The 19,996-nt window shown below is 70.3% G+C and carries 14 protein-coding genes and 1 pseudogene; 6 read left to right on the top strand and 9 right to left on the bottom strand.

Features of this window, described 5'->3' with window-relative positions:
• The first annotated feature begins 30 nt into the window (after window positions 1–30).
• The 5 genes from CRP49_RS30905 (at window position 31) to CRP49_RS30885 (ending at window position 5,444) form a co-directional block, all read left to right on the top strand.
• Window positions 31–960: a LysR family transcriptional regulator gene (locus CRP49_RS30905; protein ID WP_097256306.1), complete on the top strand. Its 930-nt coding sequence runs from the start codon at window positions 31–33 to the stop codon at window positions 958–960.
• A gap of 138 nt (window positions 961–1,098) precedes the next feature.
• Entirely contained in the window at window positions 1,099–1,833 is a 735-nt protein-coding gene (locus tag CRP49_RS30900) for a DUF1275 family protein (RefSeq protein ID WP_097256305.1), read from the top strand.
• A complete protein-coding gene (locus tag CRP49_RS30895; RefSeq protein WP_257033535.1) occupies window positions 1,830–2,594 on the top strand; it encodes an MIP/aquaporin family protein in 765 nt (254 codons plus the stop codon). The genes CRP49_RS30900 and CRP49_RS30895 overlap by 4 nt, the downstream gene beginning before the upstream one ends.
• Before the next feature lie 355 nt (window positions 2,595–2,949).
• Entirely contained in the window at window positions 2,950–3,375 is a 426-nt protein-coding gene (locus CRP49_RS48120) for a hypothetical protein (RefSeq protein WP_257033534.1), read from the top strand.
• Between the two features lie 266 nt (window positions 3,376–3,641).
• Window positions 3,642–5,444, top strand: coding sequence for a S8 family serine peptidase (locus CRP49_RS30885; protein ID WP_097256304.1), 1,803 nt, complete (start codon window positions 3,642–3,644; stop codon window positions 5,442–5,444).
• A 15-nt stretch (window positions 5,445–5,459) separates the two neighbouring features.
• Here the strand turns inward: CRP49_RS30885 and CRP49_RS30880 are convergent, their stop codons facing one another.
• The 6 genes from CRP49_RS30880 to CRP49_RS30855 all read right to left on the bottom strand — a co-directional run bounded on the left by CRP49_RS30880 (window position 5,460) and on the right by CRP49_RS30855 (window position 14,773).
• Window positions 5,460–7,856 carry a glycoside hydrolase family 65 protein gene (locus CRP49_RS30880; RefSeq protein ID WP_097256303.1) on the bottom strand — a complete coding sequence of 799 codons (2,397 nt, stop codon included), beginning with the start codon at window positions 7,854–7,856 and terminating at the stop codon, window positions 5,460–5,462.
• Window positions 7,853–8,596, bottom strand: coding sequence for an HAD family phosphatase (locus CRP49_RS30875; RefSeq protein ID WP_097256302.1), 744 nt, complete (start codon window positions 8,594–8,596; stop codon window positions 7,853–7,855). The genes CRP49_RS30880 and CRP49_RS30875 overlap by 4 nt, the downstream gene beginning before the upstream one ends.
• A 152-nt stretch (window positions 8,597–8,748) precedes the next feature.
• Window positions 8,749–11,496, bottom strand: coding sequence for an alkaline phosphatase family protein (locus CRP49_RS30870; protein WP_097256301.1), 2,748 nt, complete (start codon window positions 11,494–11,496; stop codon window positions 8,749–8,751).
• Between the two features lie 4 nt (window positions 11,497–11,500).
• Window positions 11,501–12,856, bottom strand: coding sequence for an ABC transporter permease (locus CRP49_RS30865; RefSeq protein WP_097256300.1), 1,356 nt, complete (start codon window positions 12,854–12,856; stop codon window positions 11,501–11,503).
• Window positions 12,853–13,794 carry an ABC transporter ATP-binding protein gene (locus CRP49_RS30860; protein WP_097256299.1) on the bottom strand — a complete coding sequence of 314 codons (942 nt, stop codon included), beginning with the start codon at window positions 13,792–13,794 and terminating at the stop codon, window positions 12,853–12,855. The genes CRP49_RS30865 and CRP49_RS30860 overlap by 4 nt, the downstream gene beginning before the upstream one ends.
• Before the next feature lie 211 nt (window positions 13,795–14,005).
• Window positions 14,006–14,773 carry a hypothetical protein gene (locus CRP49_RS30855; RefSeq protein ID WP_097256298.1) on the bottom strand — a complete coding sequence of 256 codons (768 nt, stop codon included), beginning with the start codon at window positions 14,771–14,773 and terminating at the stop codon, window positions 14,006–14,008.
• A 155-nt stretch (window positions 14,774–14,928) separates the two neighbouring features.
• On the opposite strand from CRP49_RS30855, the gene CRP49_RS30850 reads away from it, so the two are divergent.
• The gene (locus CRP49_RS30850) at window positions 14,929–15,660 is read left to right on the top strand and encodes a hypothetical protein (protein ID WP_097256297.1); all 732 of its coding nucleotides are present in this window, start codon (window positions 14,929–14,931) and stop codon (window positions 15,658–15,660) included.
• Window positions 15,661–16,215: 555 nt separating this feature from the next.
• Here CRP49_RS30850 and CRP49_RS30845 read toward each other — a convergent pair.
• From CRP49_RS30845 to CRP49_RS30835, 3 genes and pseudogenes are all read right to left on the bottom strand, one after another.
• Window positions 16,216–16,836 (bottom strand): sarcosine oxidase subunit gamma, encoded by a 621-nt coding sequence (locus CRP49_RS30845; protein WP_097256296.1) that lies wholly within the window; start codon window positions 16,834–16,836, stop codon window positions 16,216–16,218.
• Window positions 16,829–19,710, bottom strand: a pseudogene (locus CRP49_RS30840) (sarcosine oxidase subunit alpha family protein). Before CRP49_RS30840 ends, CRP49_RS30845 begins: the two are co-directional and overlap by 8 nt.
• Complete coding sequence (locus CRP49_RS30835; protein ID WP_097256295.1) at window positions 19,707–19,988, bottom strand: sarcosine oxidase subunit delta; 282 nt, start codon at window positions 19,986–19,988, stop codon at window positions 19,707–19,709. The pseudogene CRP49_RS30840 and the gene CRP49_RS30835 overlap by 4 nt, the downstream one beginning before the upstream one ends.
• Between the last annotated feature and the right edge of the window lie 8 nt (window positions 19,989–19,996).

Raw genomic sequence — 19,996 nt, 5'->3', positions numbered from 1 at the left:
ATCAATCGGCACAGGAGATTGGAGGCCGGGATGGACCTGCGCCACCTGAAGTACTTCCTCGCCGTCGCCGAGACACGCAACTTCACGCAGGCCGCCGCCAACTGCTATGTCGCCCAATCGGCGTTGAGCCAGCAGATCGCCCGCCTGGAGAAGGACGTGGGCGCCCAGCTGTTCAGCCGCACCAGCCGCTCCGTACGGCTGACGGCCGCCGGTGAACTGCTCGAACCCCTGGCGCGACGCATCCTCGCCGACGTCGACAACGCCCAGGCCGCCCTCGACGCCCTCTCCGGGCTGCGGCGCGGGCGGCTGCGCCTGGGGCTCGTCCAGACGCGCGCCTCCCTGGTCGATCTCGTCGAGGTGATGGCCGACTACCACGCCCGCCACCCCGGCATCGACTTCCACGTGACCAACGCGCCCAGCTCCGAGATGGCCGCGGCGGTCCTCGCCGGGGACCTCGACATCGCCGTCGTCGGCCTCGCTCCGCGGCAGATCCCCGACGGGCTCGACCACTGCGTCCTCGCCAACGACCCGCTCATCCTGATCGTGCCCGCCGACCACAGCCTGGCCGGCCGCGACGTGATCGACCTCGCCGACCTACCGGACAGCCACCAGCTCATCCAGTTCACCAAGGGCACCGGGCTGCGCCGCCAGGTCGAGGCCGCCTTCGCCCGCGCCGGAGTGGAGCCCGGCCAGCACTTCCAGGTCGGCCAGATCTACGACATGATCCGGCTGGCCGCACGGGGCATCGGCGTGACGGTCGTACCGCGCTCCTCCGTCTTCGGTGCCGGCTCCCTCCTGGGCCCGAACCCCGACAGCACCCTGCCGTACGGCGCCCACGCGCTCCGCCTGGCGGATGAGGCGGCGGTACACACCATCTGCGCGGTGCACGACAGCAAGCGGCTGGCGCCGGCCGCCGCCGCCTTCCTGGAAGTGATCGGACGGCACGCCGTCAAGCACTGATCTGTACGGCCGATCGCTGCCCCCGTATCCACATGTTGGACGGAACGCTCCCTTCGGCCGGAGGCTGGAGGGCGGTTCCCGGAAGCCACGCACTCCCGGGAACCGCCCTGTCCCCTCCCTGCGATTCGGAGCACTGCCATGCCTGCCGCGCTACGGGACGCCTGGGCCACGCTCGTCCCCGACATGAGGGACCGCCACGGCCCACTCCCCCCGCTCATGCTCACGCTGACCGTGGTGACCGGCCTCGTGGACGCCTTCAGCTACCTGGTCCTGGGCCACGTCTTCGTCGCCAACATGACCGGCAATGTCGTCTTCTCCGGCTTCGCGATCGCCGGCGCGGCCGGCTTCTCCCTGGCCGCCTCGCTCGCGGCGCTCGCCGCGTTCGCCGTGGGCGCCCTGCTCGGCGGCCGCCTGGCCCACGGGGCCCGCGCCCACCGCGGCCGGGTGCTGCACCTTGCCCTGACGCTGGAGACCGCCCTGGTCCTAGCGGCATACGTCGTCGCCGAGGCCACCGCCACCCCTTACGCGGGCACCGTGCGGTACGCCCTGATCGTGCTCCTCGGCCTGGCCATGGGCGTTCAGAACGCCGCCGCGCGCGCACTGGCCGTACCCGATCTGACCACGACCGTACTGACGCTCACCATCACCGGAGTCGCCGCCGACAGCCGCGCCGCGGGTGGAAAGGGCGGCAAGGCGGGCCGCCGCTCACTCTCGGCGGCGGCGATGTTCACGGGTGGCCTCGCCGGGGCGGTCGCCGTCCTGCACGGCGGCCCGGCCCTGCCCCTGCTGTTCGCCACACTGCTCCTGGTAGCGGCCACGGTCAGCGCGTTCGCGCTGACCCGCTCCGACGCCACCTGGACGCAACCCCTGTGACCACGGATACCGTCCAGGCCGCCCCGGGCACCCGACGGCCCGCCTGTCAGCGCACCCTCCACTCCGCCCTCCTCGAACTCGCCCTGACCGCGCTCATGATGTTCGTCGTGGTCACCACGGTCCGCTGGCTGATGGGCACGCTCGACCCCACCGCACACGGCTGGTGGCACACCCCCGAAGGCAGACTGCTCGCCGTTGCGCCCATCTCCGGCTACACCGTCACCGCCGTCATGCTCTCCCCCTGGGGCAGGGTGACCGGCGGTCACGTGAACCCGGCCATCACCCTGGCGATGTGGCGCTACGGCCGCACGCCGGGCCGCGACGCGGCCCCCTTCATCGCCGGACAACTGACCGGCTCAGTCCTGGGCGTCGCGGCCGGCCGACTGGTGTGGGGACCACTGATCTCCGCTCCGGCCATGGACTACGCCGTCATCCGGCCCGCCCCCGGCTGGTCCTGGGCCGCCGTCGCCGCGATCGAGGCCGCCACGATGTTCGTCATCGTCGCCGTCGCCGGAATCGGCATCTCCAGCGCCCGACTCGGCCCCTTCACCCCCTGGGCCGTCGGCACCATGATCGCCACCCAGATCATCACCTTCGGCACCCTCTCCGGCGGAATCGCCAACCCCGCCCGCGAGTTCGGCCCCGCGCTGCTCTCAGGCGACCTCTCGCTCCTGCCCGCGTATCTACTCGCCCCTCCCGTCGGAGCGTTGACGGCAACCGTCGCGATCGGGCGCATCGGCACACGCCGCCCAAACCCGTGACGACCCCCATCCCCTGACGCCCATGACTCGCCCGGCTGTGTGACCGGCACAAGTTCGAGCTCCCGCGAATGCTGCGCCCCGCCGTCGGAGAAGGAAACGGGAAACAGCATCGATCGCCTTGTCCAACGGCGTCTGGAGGCCGGACTGAGTCTTACGGCCTTGTCCGAGCCGTGCATTACAGCAAGGCGCACTTGAGCAAAGTCGAGCGAGGTATCAAGGCACCCAGCCGTGACCTCGTTCGGCTGTGCGACGCCGCCCTCGGTGCCAACGGAGCGCTGATCGCCCTGGCCACCCAAGCCGCTCCAGACGCACCTGCCGACCAGCGCCGGGCCAAGTCGACGAGGAGGACTGGATCATGCAGCTGTCACCGGACGGCCCGGACCGGCCCGGCCTCCCCGGTCTCTGGTGCCGGCATGCTGGAAGCCGTTGCTGGCGCTCGGCTCCCGGTACGCCGAGTACGTCGGCTGGCTGGTGCAGGACCGGGGACGAACGTGCGGCACTGTGGTGGACGCAGCGCGCGGTCGATCTGGCAGCGGCCGACGATGACCATGCGCTGGCCGGCTATGCGCTGGTCCGTAGGGCTTTGGTCACGTTGCCCAGCGACGAGCCGAGCTTCTTGTTGACCTCGTTGCAGCGGCTCGCGGCTATCTCCGCGCCGCGTCATGCGACCGTGCACAACGACATCAACGGCGGCATTCAGCACGGTCCCGTCATCCAATCAGGCCGAATCACCGGGCTCACCTTCCACGTCCACCAACCCCCAGCCCCCAACCAGGGCTGAGGACGGGCTCAACACCCTCCAACCGCCCGGCATCAAGGGTGGATCACCGGTCAGATCGAGGGTTTTCCCTGTACCCCTTTGACCGTCGCTTTGCCTATCGTTCCTGCACAGCTGACCCACAGGTAACCCCGGACGGGTCTGCAGGCACCCGCGCACGGTCGGCCATCTGCGCCGCTTTTCGGTTTCACACCCCCTCCGCTTCGACGCCGAAGCGCCTCCCCACCGCCGCTCCGGCCTGCCCGGAGTCGGTCGCGAAAGGCATACCCTTGCGTACAGTTCCCGCCACGGGACGGAAGCTGATATCCGTCGCCGCGGCCTCCGCGGCCCTGCTCACCGCCGCCACGGCCACCGTCGCCGTCGCTCAGGACGGCACCACCGGTGCGGCCGCGGTCCCTGCCGCCCAGACCGAGGCCGCCCCCGGTACCCCGGCCGAACGTCTCATCGTCGGTTACAAGTCGGGCGCCTCCGAGGCCACTTCCAACAAGGCCGCCGAGGCCGACGCCGTCGCCAAGGGCAAGGAGACCGGCGAGGACGTCGACTTCCAGCGCCGCCTCGGCACCGGCGCCGCCCTCGTCGACCTCGGCGACAGCGCCACCACGGCCGACGTCGCTGACGTCGTCGCCGAGTACCGGGCCGACCCGCAGGTCGCCTACGTCGTAGCGGACCGGCTCAACAAGCCGATGGCCACGCCGAACGACACCGAGTACGGCAAGCAGTGGGACCTGTTCGAGGACACCGCCGGTATGCGCGTGCCGGGCGCCTGGGACCTGTCCACCGGGTCCGGCGTCACCGTCGCCGTCATCGACACCGGGTACGTGGCGCACTCCGACCTGGCCGCGAACATCGTCGGTGGCTACGACTTCATCTCCGACACCGCTGTCTCCGTCGACGGCGACGGCCGCGACAGCAACCCGGCCGACCCGGGCGACTGGTACGCCGCGGGCGATTGTGGCACGGGCGTCCCGGCCAGCAACTCCTCCTGGCACGGCACGCACGTCGCCGGGACCATCGCAGCCGCCACCAACAACAGCAAGGGCGTTGCCGGTATCGCATACGGTGCGAAGGTCTCCCCGCTGCGCGTGCTGGGCAAGTGCGGCGGCTACGACTCCGACATCATCGACGCCATCACCTGGGCGTCCGGGGGCACCGTCTCCGGTGTGCCCGCCAACGCCAACGTCGCCAAGGTCATCAACATGAGCCTCGGCGGCGACGGCGCCTGCACCTCGGCCACCCAGAGCGCCATCAACGCGGCCGTGAGCCGGGGCACGACGGTCGTGGTGGCCGCGGGCAACGAGAACGACAACGTCGCGAACCACTCCCCGGGCAACTGCAACAACGTCATCTCGGTCGCCGCGACCAACCGCTCCGGCGCCAAGGCGTCCTACTCCAACTACGGCTCCCTCGTGGACATCTCGGCGCCCGGCGGCCAGACCAGCACCGGCACTGCGAACGGCATCCTGTCCACGCTCAACTCCGGCACCAAGACCCCGTCGACCGAGTCGTACACCTACTACCAGGGCACCAGCATGGCCACCCCGCACATCGCGGGCCTCGTCGCGCTGATGAAGTCGGCCAACTCCGCGCTGACCCCGGCCCAGATCGAGTCGGCGATCAAGACCAACGCCCGTCCGCTTCCGGGCAGTTGCTCGGGTGGCTGCGGCGCGGGCCTGGCCGACGCGACCAAGGCGGTGCAGGCGGTGAGCGGTTCCGGCGGCACGGGTGGCACCACCTTCACCAGTACCTCGGCCATCGCCGTCCCCGACGCGGGCTCGGCGATCGAGTCCCCCATCGGCGTCAGCGGGCTGACGGGCAACGCCCCCTCGACCCTGAAGGTGGCGGTCGACGTCACGCACACCTACCGAGGTGACCTGGTCATCGACCTGGTCGCACCGGACGGTTCGGCCTACCGACTGAAGTCCTCCAGCAGCTCGGACTCCGCCGACGACGTCAGGACCACGTACACGGTGGACGCCTCCAGCGAGACCGCGAACGGCACCTGGAAGCTGCGGGTGCAGGACATGTACGCGCAGGACACGGGCACGCTCAACAGCTGGGCGCTGACCTTCTGAAGGCCGTAGTGGTGACTAGTCCTGGGTCTCCGCCTGCTGCTCCTCCCCGGTGAGCAGGCCCACCGGACGGCGGCCCGGTGGCTGCTGTGGCTCGGGGCGGACGGGCGCGGGGGGCATCGGCCGGTCCGCCGGGGCGTCGGTGGTCACGGTGATCGGTTCCCCGTGATGGAGCACGACCAGCGGTTCACCTTCCACCAGCCGGTACCGCGCACGGGACGGGCCGATGTCCACCTTCAGCCGGCGTCCGCGTACCAGCACGGTGAACGCCACCCTGGACAGCGCTTCCGGCAGGCGCGGTGCGAACGACAGCAGGTCCGGCTTTCCGTCCTCGCCGATGTACCGGCGCATGCCGCCGAAACCCGCGACCAGGGCGATCCACGTCCCGGCGAGGGAGGCGATGTGCAGCCCGTCACGGGTGTTGTGCTCCAGATCGTCCAGGTCCATCAGCGCCGCCTCGGCGAGGTAGGCGTACGCCAGCCGCAGGTGCCCGGTCTCGGCGGCGAGCACCGCCTGGCAGCACGCGGACAGGGAGGAGTCGCGGACGGTGAGCGCGTCGTAGTAGGCGAAGTTGCGCGCCTTCTCCTCGTCGGAGAAGAGGTGCGGGCACTCGATCATCGCCAGCACCACATCGGCCTGCTTCACCACCTGCTTGCGATACAGGTCGAAGTAGGGGTAGTGCAGCAGCAGTGGGTAGTTCTCCGGTGGGGTCGCCTCGAAGTCCCAGCGCTGGAAACTCGTGAACCCGGCCGACTGTTCGTGCACGCCGAGAGACTCGTTGTACGGCACCGCCATGCGAGCCGCGGCGTCCCGCCACACCGCGGTCTCCTCGTCGTCGACACCGAGTTCGGCGGCGCGGTCGGGATGACGCGCGGCCACAGCCGCCGCGGCCAGCAGGTTCTGCCGGGCCAGCAGGTTGGTGTACAGGTTGTCGCGGGCGATGGCGCTGTACTCGTCGGGTCCGGTGACCCCGTCGATGTGGAAGACGCCTTCCGCGTCGTGGTGTCCGAGAGAGCGCCACAGCCGAGCGGTGTCCACGAGGAGGTCGAGCCCCTCTCGGCGTTCGAAGTCCTCGTCCCCGGTCACCATGACGTACCGCATGGCGGCCATGGCGATGTCGCCGTTGATGTGGAAGGCGGCCGTGCCGGCCGGCCAGTAGGCGGAACTCTCGGCACCGGCGATGGTCCGCCAGGGGAACGCCGCTCCCGACAGGCCCAGCTGGTCCGCGCGTTCCCGGGCCGTCGGCAGCATCCGGTGCCGCCATCTCAGTGCCGACGCGACGGTCTCCGGCGCGGTGAACGTCAGGACCGGCAGCACATAGGACTCGGTGTCCCAGAAGGAGTGCCCGTCGTACCCGGTTCCGGTCAGGCCTTTCGCGGGAATGGCCTGGTTCTCGCCGCGGGCCGCGGCCTGGAGCACGTGGAAGAGGGCGAACCGCACCGCCTGCTGGATCTGCGCGTCGCCCTCGACCTCGACGTCCGCGCCGGCCCAGAAGTGGTCCAGGTACGCCCGTTGCGCGGCGACCAGGCCGTCCCAGCCCGTGCTGACCGCGGCCGCCACCGCGCCGTCCACCTGATCGTGCACGGCCGGTAGCGAGCGCTGCCCCGACCAGCCGTAGGCCACGAACTTGACCAGCCGCAGCGGCTGCCCGGGCACCAGGTCCGCGGTCACCGTCAGACGGCTGACATCGGGCTCGCTCTGCGCCGTCCAGCGAGTGCTCTCGGGCCCCTCGACGAGATGGTCGGCCGCCGCTGCCACCCGCAGTGCGCTGCCGGTGGTGGCATGCACGAGGCGCAGGCGGGTGTCCTGTGCGAAGTGCTCCTCGGCGTTCAGGGGGGACTCGATCGCCGCGGCGACGCGCGGGTCGCCCTCGAGGCGGGGCAGTTGTTCGTTGGCCACCAGCTCGGACTGCACGGCCACCGTGGTCGGTCCGTCGATCGGCTCGACCTCGTACACGATCGCGGCCACCGCCCGTTGGGCGAAGGACACGAGCCGCTGTGAGGTGATCCGGACCGTGCGACCGCCGGGCGATGTCCACCGCGCGGTGCGGCTGAGCACACCGGACTGGAAGTCCAGAACCCGTTCGTGCGCCAGCAGCTGACCGTAGCGCAGGTCGCACGGGTGGTCGTCGACCAGCAGCCGGATGACCTTGCCGTCGGTGATATTGATCATCGTCTGGCCGGACTCGGGATATCCGTAGCCCGCTTCCGCATAGGGCAGCGGATGCCGCTCGTGGACGCCGTTGAGGTAGGCGCCGGGCAGTCCGTGGGGCTCTCCCTCGTCGAGGTTGCCGCGCCACCCGATGTGCCCGTTGGACAGCGCGAACACCGATTCGCTCTGGGCGAGCACGTCCAGGTTCAGCTCGGTCTCGCGCAGGCACCACGGCTCGACCGTGAAGCTGGGATGGGTGATCACCGCGACTCCAGGAGTTCGGCCAGGTCACGGACCACGATGTCCGCCCCGTGCTTCCGGAGCTGATCCGTCTGGCCCACCCTGTCGACGCCCACGACCACGCCGAACCGTCCCGCTCGCCCGGCCTCGACTCCGGCCAGGGCGTCTTCGAACACCGCTGCCTCGTCCGGATCCGTGCCGAGCCTGCGGGCCGCCTCCAGGTAGGTGTCCGGGGCGGGCTTGCCGCGCAGCCGGCGCTCGTGCGCCACCACTCCGTCGATCCGTTCGTCGAACAGGTCCTCGATGCCGGCCGCTGCCAGGACGTCACGGCAGTTCGCGCTGGACGACACCACCGCGCACCGCAGGCCGGCCTCCCGTGCCGCGTGCACGAAGCGGACCGAGCCCTCGTAGGGTTCCACCCCGTCCTCGCGGATCCGCCGCAGCACCAGGTTGTTCTTGCGGTTGCCCAGTCCGTTCACCGTCTCCGCCTCCGGCGGGTCGTCCGGCGTTCCCTCGGGCAGGTGCACCCCACGTGCGGCCAGGAACGTGCGTACGCCGTCCTCGCGGGGCCGCCCGTCCACATACTCGTCGTAGTCGTCCACCGCGTCGAAGGGCACGAACTCGGTCCCCTCACGTGTCGCGCGCTCGCGGAGATAGGCGTCGAACATCTCCTTCCAGGCGGCCGCGTGCACCTTCGCCGTCTGGGTGAGGACACCGTCGAGGTCGAACAGACAGGAACGGACATGAGCAGGAAGCCCCAGCATGTCGCCGAGGCTAGGAGGCGCCTGCGGCCGCTCGCGTAAGGCCACCGTCCGGCACGCCGGAAGGCACCCGCTCGGTCGAGGGTCGAGCGGCGGCCGGGGCCCCTGGCCGGCGGTGACGCCCGGCCAGGGGCCCGTGAGGAGATCAGCCCGCGTCAGCCGTCGGACTCCGACGAGGGGATGTAGGCGCCCGGCACGTCGTTCGGAGCGTAGATCCTGCTCTCACCGGGGTACGGCTTGGCCCAGTTGTGCGTCTGGTACCACGTGAGGTGGTTCATCTGCGCGGGGTTGGCGTAGTCGGGCACGGCGTGGGGCCCGGTCAGTCGCTGCTTGGACTTCCAGTCCTCCCACTTCGCCGCGAGTTGCCGCATGTCCGCCGGCACCTTCGACGACGGCACGGCCGCCGCCTTGGGGTCCTGCGGCGCGGGGGTGTCCACACCGCAGGAAGGCGGGGTCTTCAGACCATCGGTCAGCGAGGTCCGGTTGGGCAGCGCCGTGAACGGCGTGTCGTCCGGCTTCCTGGTGAACGCCCCGGCCATCGGGCTGGCCGCGCTGTCCTTCTGGTTCATCGGGTGGATCCCGAGGATCTGCTCGATGGTGCGGATCATCGTGATCTGCGAGTAGTAGTGGCTGTCTACGGTGCCGTGCTGGGCCCAGGGGCTGATGATCTGGATCGGGGCACGGTGGCCGTCGACGTGGTCGAGGCCGGCCTGGGAGTCGTCCTCGACGACGAAGATCGCCGAGTCCTTCCAGTACTTGCTGTGCGAGATCTCGTCGACCATCCTGCCGACCGCGAGGTCGTTGTCCGCGACCTGAGCCGCCGGGCTCGCCGGACCACCGGTGTGGTCGTTGGAGAGCCAGAACATGTTCAGGTTCGCCGGACCGTTCTTCTCGAAGTCCTGCTTCCAGATCTCGTACTTGTAGATGTCCGGGACACTGGTGTCGAACATCGGGAAGCCCGGCACCGACACGTCGTTGAGCGACGGGATCGCCGAGCCCGTCTGTATGGGGTAGGCAGTGTTCTGCCCGGTCGCGGCCATGTTCTTGGCGTCGCAGTACAGGTTCTGCCAGGACGCGTCGGACGGCTTGCTCTCGATCGACTGGAACTCGCCGAAGTCCCGCACGGTCTTGCCCGCCGCCTGCGCACCGGTCCAGAGAAAGCCGGACTTCTGGTGGCCGAGAGCGTCGTTCTCGGTGTCGTAGCTGCGCGCGTACTCACCGGCCGAGGACTCGGTGTACTCCGGGTCGTCGGCCTGCATCAGCCAGTTGTGGCCCTCGGCGGAGTTGGTGCCGATGTCGTAGGTGTTGTCGTACAGCCCGAACTGGTTGGCCAGCGCGTGCTGGTTCGGTGTCACGTTCTCGCCGAACTGCGTCACCGAGGGGTCGCCGTCGCCCTTCGCGATGTCGCCGAAGACCTGGTCGTAGGTCCGGTTCTCCTTGACGATCAGGAAGACGTGCTTGATCGTCGAGGGGTCGCCGAGCCGATGCGGGACCGGGACCGGCCTGGCGTAGCTCCTGCCCCTGGCCAGCTTGACCGAGCCGGGGGTCCAGCCGTTCTGCTGGAAGACCTTGGCCGTCTGGGACCTGATGACGCTGTCGTCGGGCAGCGTGAACCGCTGCACGCTCGACGTGGTGTCGTGGGTGCCGTGCCCGGCGCTGGTGGTGGGGCGGCGGGCGTCGATGCCACGGGTGTTGGAGACCAGCACCTGCTTGCCGACGGTGGTGATCTCCGCGGGGAAGTAGTCCGTCGGGAGCAGGCCGACGTAACCGACCGGCTCCTGCGGGCTCTTGTACCGGTAGACGGCGACCGCGTTGGCGCGGCCGAGCGTCACGAGCAGACGGCCGTCGTCGGTGAGCGTCACCCCGTTGGGCTCGTAGCCCACCGATGCCTCCGGCCACGGCCGGGTGTCGATGGTCTGCACGACCTTGTCCTTGTCGGTGTCGATGACCGACACGTCGTTGGTGGCGGTGTTGGTGACGAACAGCGCCTTCCCCTTGGCGTACAGGGCCGTCGGGTGCAGACCGACGTCGATGCTGGACGGGGCGGCCTCCGGGTTCGCCAGGTCGATGACGCTGACCGTGCCGGTGGTGGTGGCACCGGTCTTCGGATTGGCCGGGACCTGAGTGCCGTACGAGTTCATGGTGGTGTCGCCGGGCTGCGCCGGACGACCGCCCTCGTTGCTGACGTAGAGCTTGTCGCCGACCTGGACCATGTCGCGCGGGGCGTTGCCCACGGCCCAGCTCTGCTTGACGGCGCCGGTCGCCGCGTCGATGGCGACCACCCGGTTCTGGCCGTTGACCGCGGAGTAGACGGTGGAGCCGTCGGACGAGAAGACCGCCTCGCCGACCAGGGCGTGCTTGGCCCCGTCCGCCGGGATCTTGATCGACACCGGGTTGGTGACCGTGCCGTCCGGGTTCACCGTGAACCTGGTGTAGCCGTCGGTCTGGCCCAGCCACAGCTGCTTGCCGTCGGGCGAGTAGGTGGGGCCTTCCTGTCCCACGCTGTTGCTGCCGATGCGCGGGACCGACGACGCGGCGGTGCCGACGACCTGCTGCACCTTCCAGTTCTGCACGTCGACAATGGCCAGTGCGCTGCCGCCGTCGGTGACCGAGGCCGCGAGGTGGGTGCCGTCCGGGCTGACGGAGGACGACATGATCTTGCCGTTGTTGATGACGAGGCGGTCGCCGTACGGGGCGATGTACTGGTCGCTGGAGATGACCTGGCCCTGGTCGGTGGTCTCACCGACCTGATCGGTGCCGAACTGGCGTGTCTGGGCGTAACCGATGCCGGCGGTGACGGCGAGGACGACCGCAGTGGCGGCTGCCGTGAGGGTGCTCCGGCGGCCCATTCGTCTACCGAGGAAGTCCGTCCCGACACTCCGCCGGTGGCGTGTTACCTGCATGGAGTCACTCCTTCGAGGTGCGGAGAAGTTCGACGTTGCCGTCGAACTGCCAAAGTGGGTTCGGTGCATCGCCGGTCGGGGTCCGGACCAGGAAGTAGCCGTTGACTTCCTTCGGTCCGTCGCCGTCGGCCATGAACCGCCCGTCCGGGGTGACGTCGAGTTGGTAGATGGCCGTGCCTGCGGCCTCGACGCCGGGGAGATGCCAGGAGACGACGCAGCGCCAGTCGTTGCCCGGTCCCTCGGCGGCGACCCTGATGCTGCCCTTGTCGCACGTCGCCGTGGCCTTCAGCTGTGCTTCGGTGACCTCGGGGCGGTTGAGCTGCTTCGTCTGCATGCGATAGAGGTGGGCGAACGCCGTGGCGAGCGAGCGCTGCACTTCGTCCTGTTCGATGCCGGAGCCCGTGGCCCCGGTCGTCGCGGCGACGAACGCGACGGTCACGCCGACCACCCCGGCCAGCGGCAGGGCTCCGGCGGTGACCGCGCGGCGCCCCGAGCCGTCGTAGCCGGTGTTGGTGAAGTCGCGCCGCACGAAGAGCGCGTAGGCCAGCACTGTCGCGATCACCGTCCACACCAGGCTGACCACGATGCCGATGAGGAGCGGGCGGAGCTGTGCCGGGCTGGTGAACAGGCCGTTCCAGGCGATGAAGGCGTAGCTGGGCAGGGCGAGTCGTACGGCGGCGGGGAGCGGCAGCATCTGGGCGAGTTGCATGCCGAGCGCGACGACCGCGGGCAGCAGCAGTCCCATCGGGGAACGCCCCAGGGTGACGGACCCGAGCAGTCCGATCGCGGCCAGAGCCAGCGTCGGGGCGAGTACGCAGACCCAGGCGAGCAGGACCTTCCCTGCCGCGTCCCCCGGCGTCAGGAGGTGGCCGTCGAGGCCGACCAGTGGCTGGTTTCCGACCGCCAGGAGACCACCGACCACACTGGAACCGGCCAGCCCCGCCACGAGCAGCAGGAGGACGGTGAGACTGGCCAGTGCCTTCGCCGCGAAGATCCGCCTGGCCGACCGGACCACCACGAGCAGGTGTCGCCAGGTGCCGAGCCGGTCCTCGGCGGCGAACACGTCGCCGGCGACCACCGAGGTCAGCAACGGGAGTGCCCAGGTGCCCGCGAAGCCGAGCGTCACCAGCGGTCCGGCCCATCCCGTGGCGTGCATCCAGCGGCCGAAGAGGGTGTCGACAGGCAGCGTGCTCTGCCGGCTCACAGCGGCGACGAAGAGCCCCGGTGCGATCCAGCAGGCGAGGACCAGCAGGCGGATCCGCCACTGCGAGACCAGCTTGACCAGCTCGAAGCGGTAGGCGCGCGGAACCGAGACCGGGCGGGCAGTGGCAACGATGTCCTCGGCGACGGTCGCGGTCATCGGCCGGTCTCCTTCGGCTCGGTGAGGGCGAGGAACGCGGCTTCGAGCGGCGACACCACGGGGGCCAGCTCGCGCAGGGCGATGCCCGCGTGGACGAGTTGCACCACGAGTTCGTCCAGGGCGGGCACCAGCGCGCGCACGACGAGCGCCTCGGCGTCGTGCCGTGCCCCGGCGTCGTCGACGATCCGGATGCCGGCTGCGTCGCCGGCCAGCCGCCGGGCGGTCTGCGGGTCGGAGGTGAGCAGCCGGTAGTCGAGTTCACGGTTCTCGGCGGCCAGCTTGCTCAGCGGGCCGGAGAAGACGACCCGTCCGGTGGCGAGGATGGTGACTTCGGAGCACAGTGCCTGGAGGTCGTCCATGCGGTGGCTGGAGAGCACGACGCTGGTTCCGGCCGCCGTGAGCCGGGTGAGGACACCGTGTACGTGCTTCTTTCCGGCCGGGTCGAGGCCGTTGGCAGGCTCGTCCAGCACGAGCAGCCGGGGCTTGGTGATCAGGGCTGCGGCGAGCCCGAGCCGCTGACGCATGCCGAGGGAGAAGCCGCGGGTCTGGTCGTCGGCGACATCGGTGAGCCCGACCTGGTCGAGCACGTCGTCGACCCCCGCCGTCCTCGCGTCACGGCCGCGGAGGGCAACCAGCGCGGTGAGGTTCTGCCTGGCGGTGAGCGAGGGGTAGAGACCGGGCCCGTCCACGAAGCCGGCGACACCGTCGGGAGCGGTGAGCGCGCGCTGGACCGGCGTACCCAGGATCTCGAGGCGGCCGCTGTCGGCGACGGCCAAGCCCAGCAGGAGTCCGAGCAATGTTGTTTTGCCGGCGCCGTTCGGTCCGACCAAGCCGTGGATCTGCCCCTGCGCCACATCCAGATCGACACCGTCGAGCGCGACGACGTCACCGAAGCACTTGGTGATGCCGCGAGCCCGGACTGCGAGGCGTGTGTCCATGAGTCCCTTCTTTCGAAGCCTTCAGGGACCTTAGGGACGGCACACAACGCAGGCACGGACAGCCGGTTGAACGTCCATGGAACGGATCGTCAAGGCGTCGACAAGTCCGGGTGCACAAAACAGCCAGCATCGAGGCAGAGTTGGGCACTTTTGGGAGGCACCGAGTCAGCCATGGCCGTCCAGGGCAGCGCATCGAACTGTACGGCCGCGCTCACCCGGAGGCCGGGGCGCCGTCGGCCGCGTCGGTGGAGCGCAGCAGGCGCAGGAACGCCTTCACGCCCGCGATGATTTCCTGGTTGTCGGTGAGGCGGTTCACCGTGGACTCGAACTCCCGGCCCAGCGCGACGATCCTGCGGTCCGACTCCTCGGTCCGCTCGTACGTGCTCACGGCCAGCGCGTCCACGGTGCGGCGCAGTTCGGCGAGGGCTCGGTACTGTTCCTCCGCCTTCTCCTCCAGGACACGCGTGCCGGCTTCGGCGCGGTTCAGCCGGGCGTGCACTTCGACGACGTCGTCCCGCGGATACGTGACGTCCTTGAGGAGTGTGCCCAGGCGCCGCCGGAGCTGGCCGAAGTAGGCGCCGGCCGGCCGGAAGAAGGTGCTCAGCAGGAAGAACGCGGCGAACCAGTACCCCGTGAACTCGCCCGTCGCCCAGGTGACCGCGAAGACGACCGCCGCCGTCAGGACGTGCCCCGCGACCGCCGCCCGGAGCATCGTGCGGGCGATGCGCGCGGCCTCGGCGTCCCGGGCCCGGGAGACCTCCAGCCCCTTCTCCCGACTCACCGCGATCTCGGCGAGCACCGCGTGCGCGCGGAAGTACAGGTTCCAGGGCAGTGTGAGCAGGAGCAGCAGCCACAGAAGGCTCAGTACGCCCGCCCCGACGGCGAACACCACCGCGGGCGGTGCCCCCGCCACGTAGGCGAGGACCAGTGCCGTGGCCGCCGCGACGACGGCCACCACCGCCCCCAGAAATCTGACCATGCCCCCGCCTCCCGTTCGTACATCGGCACGGCCCATCGTCCCCGGCTCGGTGCGGTTGGGCATGAGTAGGTGTACTCAGTCGAGCGTGCGATAAAGGAAGTGCGGGTGTTCGAGCGGGTGAGGTACGTTCCTGCCTGTTCGAAGGGGGACCCGAAGTGGCGAAGCTGAACCAGATCATCGCTGTCGAGAAGGGTGTCAAGAGCAAGTCGCTCCAGGACATCACCGCGGCGCACCACAAGGTGCAGAAGCCGGCACTGCTGGCAGGTATCTCGCGTACGTACCAGCCGAAGGACGAGGAGGGCGAGCAACTGCCGCCCGAGTCCACGCGGGTACAGGTGCAGGCCGAGGACGTGCTGCGGGAGATGTCCGCGTCGCTCACCCGGCTCTTCGACGTGACCGCCACCAAGGACTGGGCGAACTGCGCGGCCCGCGCGGACGTCACGGTCGACGGCCGGACGATCGTGACCGACGTCCCGGTCAGCTATCTCCTGTTCCTGGAGAAGCAGCTCACCGACCTGCACACGTTCGTCAGGAAGCTTCCCACCCTCGACGCCGCCGAGTCCTGGTCGCACGACCCGTCGACGGACTGGTGGAAGACGGACCCGGTGCGCACCATCCGTACCAAGAAGGTCCCGCGCAACCACGTCAAGGCGGAGGCGACCGACAAGCACCCGGCGCAGGTCGAGGTGTACTACGAGGACGTGCCCATCGGGTACTGGACGACCGTGAAGTTCTCCGGAGCGCTCCCGGCGCGGCGGGTGAACGAGCTGGTGGAGCGGGTCGAGAAGCTCCAGCAGGCGGTGAAGTTCGCCCGCGAGGAGGCCAACGGCGCCGAGGTCACCGACCAGCGGGTCGGCGAGGCGGTGTTCGGCTACCTGCTCGGCTGACGCCGACCACGGGTAGCATCCATGATCGCCCCCGCGTGCGAGCGCGGGGGTGCGCGACAGGCGCGGGCCGGATTGAGGACCGGTGCGCGCGATGAGCGCAAGCTGACACTGAAGTTCAGCCTGAAGAAGCGGTGACAGTGAAGGTTCGAGTCCTTCCCCCGGCACAGCGCCCGCAACGGGCCGGGGTAGCCCAACATGGCAGAGGCAGCCGCGGTCAATCTCAGACTCTCGCTCCAGTCTCAGCATCGCCGCCGATCGCCGGATCGACCGGGGCCGGACGAACGCCGTCGGATGCGAGTTCGACTCTCGCCTGCACCTCTCACACGGTGCGGTAGTTCAAAGGAAGAACACGACGGCATGATGACTGATCCGTCCTCTTAAACGCCGCCGGCGTGCGCAATTGGGTGGCATCCCCAGGGGCCCGGGAGCTGGATACGACTCCCGGGCTCCGCCACATCCGGCCCCATGATCAGCACGCGGCGCCGGGTGCTGACCGGCCTGACGAAGCGTCGGGCCGCATGCCGACCGAGTACAGATCGAACGCGCTCAACGCCATCAGGGGACCTCCGGGCCGCGGTACTCGCTCATCGCGTCGATGAGCCAGCGGGCCAGGTAGTCGGCGAACGAGGATCGTGGGAAGAGCCGGTACGTCGGCGCGCCGTCGACCTGCCAGAGCAGCACCGCTACAGGGCCCACCGTGGTCGACACCGCCTGACCGGGACCGAAGGCCCGAGGATGCAGGTCCAGCGGGCAGCCCTTCTCCAGCACCTGCCGGGCGGCCGGGCCGCTCAGCTCCAGCGTGGTGCGGTTCGCCGAGACGTCGACAACCGAGCCCGGGTCTCCTCCGAGGGCCTCCTTCAACTCGGTGGCCACTGCGGTCCCCTCGGCCTGGGACAGCACGAGCCACTCGTCAGGGCCGAGCCAGACGACCGTGTGGGGGCCGGACGCGGTGGTGTGGCCGCACTGCCGCGGGAGCGGCGCCTCCAGGGTCTTCTCGATGCGGTCGGCCGCTTCGGAGGCAGGGTCGACGCGCAGGTTCACCATGGTGATGAACGGCCACTCGGTCAGCGTGACACCGCGGGCGCCCGTGACCGTGGCGGCGCGCATCCGCTCTTCCAGATGTGCCAGAGGGCTGCGGCGCAGGCTCACCGGCCCGGCCTCGGTCGGCTCAGCCATCTCGCTTGGTCCCTTCGGGGTCGTAGAGGACGAAGTCGGCCACCTCGACGGGCACCAGTTCCTCACCCACCGGGGCGAGGAGGGTCTCGCCGATCCTCGCCCGCCCGTCGGTGAGGAGGGCGAGGGCGAAGGGGCGGCCGAGGGCCGGGCTGTGGTAGCTGGAGGTGACGTGCCCGAGCATCGGCACCGGCCCGGCCTCGGGGTGAGGGGCACGTCCGGCGCGACGAGCTGGGTACCCTCGGGCAGCCGGGTCCTGCGGTCGGCGGGTAGCAGGCCGACCAGCTGCTTGCGGTCGGTGCGGGAGGTGTCGGGGCGGGCGTAGGACCGCTTGCCGACGAAGTCCTTCTGCTTCGAGACCACCCAGGACATGCCCGCGTCCTGCGGGGTGACGGTGCCGTCGGTGTCCTGGCCGACGATGATGTAGCCCTTCTCTGCGCGCAGGACGTGCATGGTCTCGGTGCCGTACGGGGTGATGCCGTACGGCCGTCCCGCCTCGTGCACCTGCTCCCAGACGGCCGGGCCGTACCACGCGGAGACGTTGATCTCGTAGGCGAGTTCGCCGGAGAAGGAGATCCGGCAGATACGGGCAGGGATGCCGGAGGCCAGGGTGGTCTCGCGGAAGGCCATGAAGGGGAACGCTTCGGCGGACAGGTCTACGTCGGGTGCGAGTTGGGCGACGACCTGGCGCGACTTCGGGCCGACGACAGCGATCGTCGACCACTGCTCGGTCACCGAGGTGCAGTGGACGTCGAGTTCGGGCCACTCGGTCTGCAGCCACTCCTCCAGCCAGTCCAGGACCGCGGCGGCGCCGCCGGTCGTGGTGGTCATGAAGTAGCGGTTGTCGTCGAGGCGCAGCGTCACGCCGTCGTCGAAGATCATCCCGTCGGGCTTGCACATCACGCCGTAGCGGGCCATGCCGGGCTTGAGCTTCTTGAAGGCGTTCGTGTAGACGCGGTTGAGGAACTCGCCCGCGTCCGCGCCCCAGATCTCGATCTTGCCGAGGGTGGAGGCGTCCATGAACGCCACGCCCTCGCGGGCCGCCCGGCACTCGCGGGCCACGGCCGTGTCCATGTCCTCACCTGGCTGGGGGTAGTACCAGGGACGCTTCCACTGCCCGACGTCCTCGAACTCCGCGCCGTGGGCGATGTGCCGGCCGTGGATCGAGGTGGTGCGTTCGGGATCGAACAGCTCGCCGCGCTCACGCCCGGCCAGGGCGGCGAAAGCCACCGGTGTGTAGGGCGCCCGGTAGGCCGTGGTGCCGATCTCTCCGGGCGACGCACCGGCGCCGAGGGCCTCGGCGATCACCCCGATGGCGTTGACGCCGGACGTCTTGCCCTGGTCGTTCGCCGTGCCGAGCGAGGTGTAGCGCTTGACGTGCTCGACGCCGCGCATGCCGGCGCCGGTGGACCGCCAGACGTCGGCGACGGTGACGTCGCGCTGCAGGTCGACGAAGTGGGTGTCCCAGCTGCCGGGTTCGCCGTCGGGGGCGGCCACCAGCCACAGGGCGCGCACATCAGGACGTACCTCCTTGTACGAAGCCGTGGGCACCGGCACCGGGAACCCGGCGTCCGTCGCGGCGCGCGCACCGGCCCGCGCCCCCTCGGCCAGACAGCCGTCGAGGTCGTACGTCCCGCGGGCCGCACCCACGACCTGCTGGTCCCGTACGGTGCCGTCGGGGACGAAGGCGACCAGGTCCTCGTCCCAGCGCAGCCGGCCCTGGCGCTGGCTGTGCAGGTGCACCACCGGGCTCCAGCCGCCCGAGACGGCGAGCAGATCGCAGTCGAACGACTCCGGTTCACCGGTGAGTCGGCCGTTCTCGTCGAGGGCCTGGACGGTGACTCCGGCGAGCCGCCCCTCGCCCGCGGTGCCGACCACCGCACTTCCCGTAAGCACCCGCACCCCGGTCGCCGCGGCGACGTCGGCTGCCCGGCGGGACGGCTCGGGGCGCGCGTCCACGACGGCGGCGATGTCGATCCCGGCGGCGTGGAGATCGGCGACCGTGTCATAGGCGCTGTCGTTGGTCGTGCTCACCACGGCCCGCGAGCCCGGGGCCACGGCGTACCGGTTGAGGTACGAGCGCACGGCCGCGGCGAGCATCACCCCGGGTCGGTCGTTGCCGGCGAAGACCAGCGGACGCTCGTGCGCGCCGGTCGCCAGGACCACCTGGCGGGCCCGGATGTGCCACAGCCGTTGGCGCGAGACGCCTTCGGGGGCGTCGGTTCCGAGGTGGTCGGTGCGCCGCTGGAGGGCCAGCACGTAGTTGTCGTCGTACGACCCGAAAGCCGTGGTGCGCTGCAGGACCACGACCTCGGGGGCGGCGTCGAGTGCCGCGCGGACCTCGGCGACCCATTCCAGGGCACTCTGCCCGCCGAACCTCTCGGCACGCCCGGAGAGCAGCGAACCGCCGGGCTCGGGCTGGTCGTCGACGAGGATCACGCGGGCGCCGGAGCCGGCGGCAGCGGCGGCGGCCGCCAGCCCGGCCGGTCCGGCGCCGACGACCAGGACGTCGGTGTGTACGTACTTCTTGTCGTAGACGGCGGGGTCGGGGGTCGGGTCGAGCCGGCCCATCCCGGACAGCGTGGTGGCGGACAGGCCGTCGTACAGCTCCACGGCCGTGGCCGGGAGCATGCCCTCCGCGCACGAACCGTCCAGCTGCACCAGGGCGTTGGGTTCCTCGACACCCGCGGCGACGATCCCGCGCGGGCGGCCGCGGTAGAGCGACGGGGCGACCTCGACGAGCCCGTTCGCCAGCATGGCCGAGGCGACGGTGTCGCCGGGGTGCCCGGTCAACTCCCGTCCGTCGACGGTGAACCCAAGCACGGTGCCGCGGTCGATACGGCCACCCTGCTGGAGCCGGAACTGCTGGTCGGTCATCGGTTCCCTCCGGGGCGGGGCTCGTCGAGCCGGTAGGAGGCCAGTACCTCGTGGGTGGCGGTGTCGCGCAGGACGTTGAACCAGCGGCGACAGCCGGTGCTGTGCATCCACCGCTCGGCGAAGGGACCCTTGGGGTTGTCGCGGTAGAAGACGTACTCGGCCCACTGCTCGTCGGTGAGGTTCGCGGGGTTCTCGGGGTAGGGGACGTGGGCCTGTCCCCCGTAGTGGTACTCGGTCTCGTCACGGGGACCGCACCAGGGGCAGCTGATCAGCAGCACGGTGTCCT

Origin of the sequence: Streptomyces sp. Ag109_G2-15, from assembly GCF_900215565.1 — a bacterium.
Lineage (GTDB): Bacteria > Actinomycetota > Actinomycetes > Streptomycetales > Streptomycetaceae > Streptomyces > Streptomyces diastatochromogenes.
Note: the sequence above shows the minus strand (reverse complement) of the source record. Positions and strands in the feature narration are given on the sequence as shown.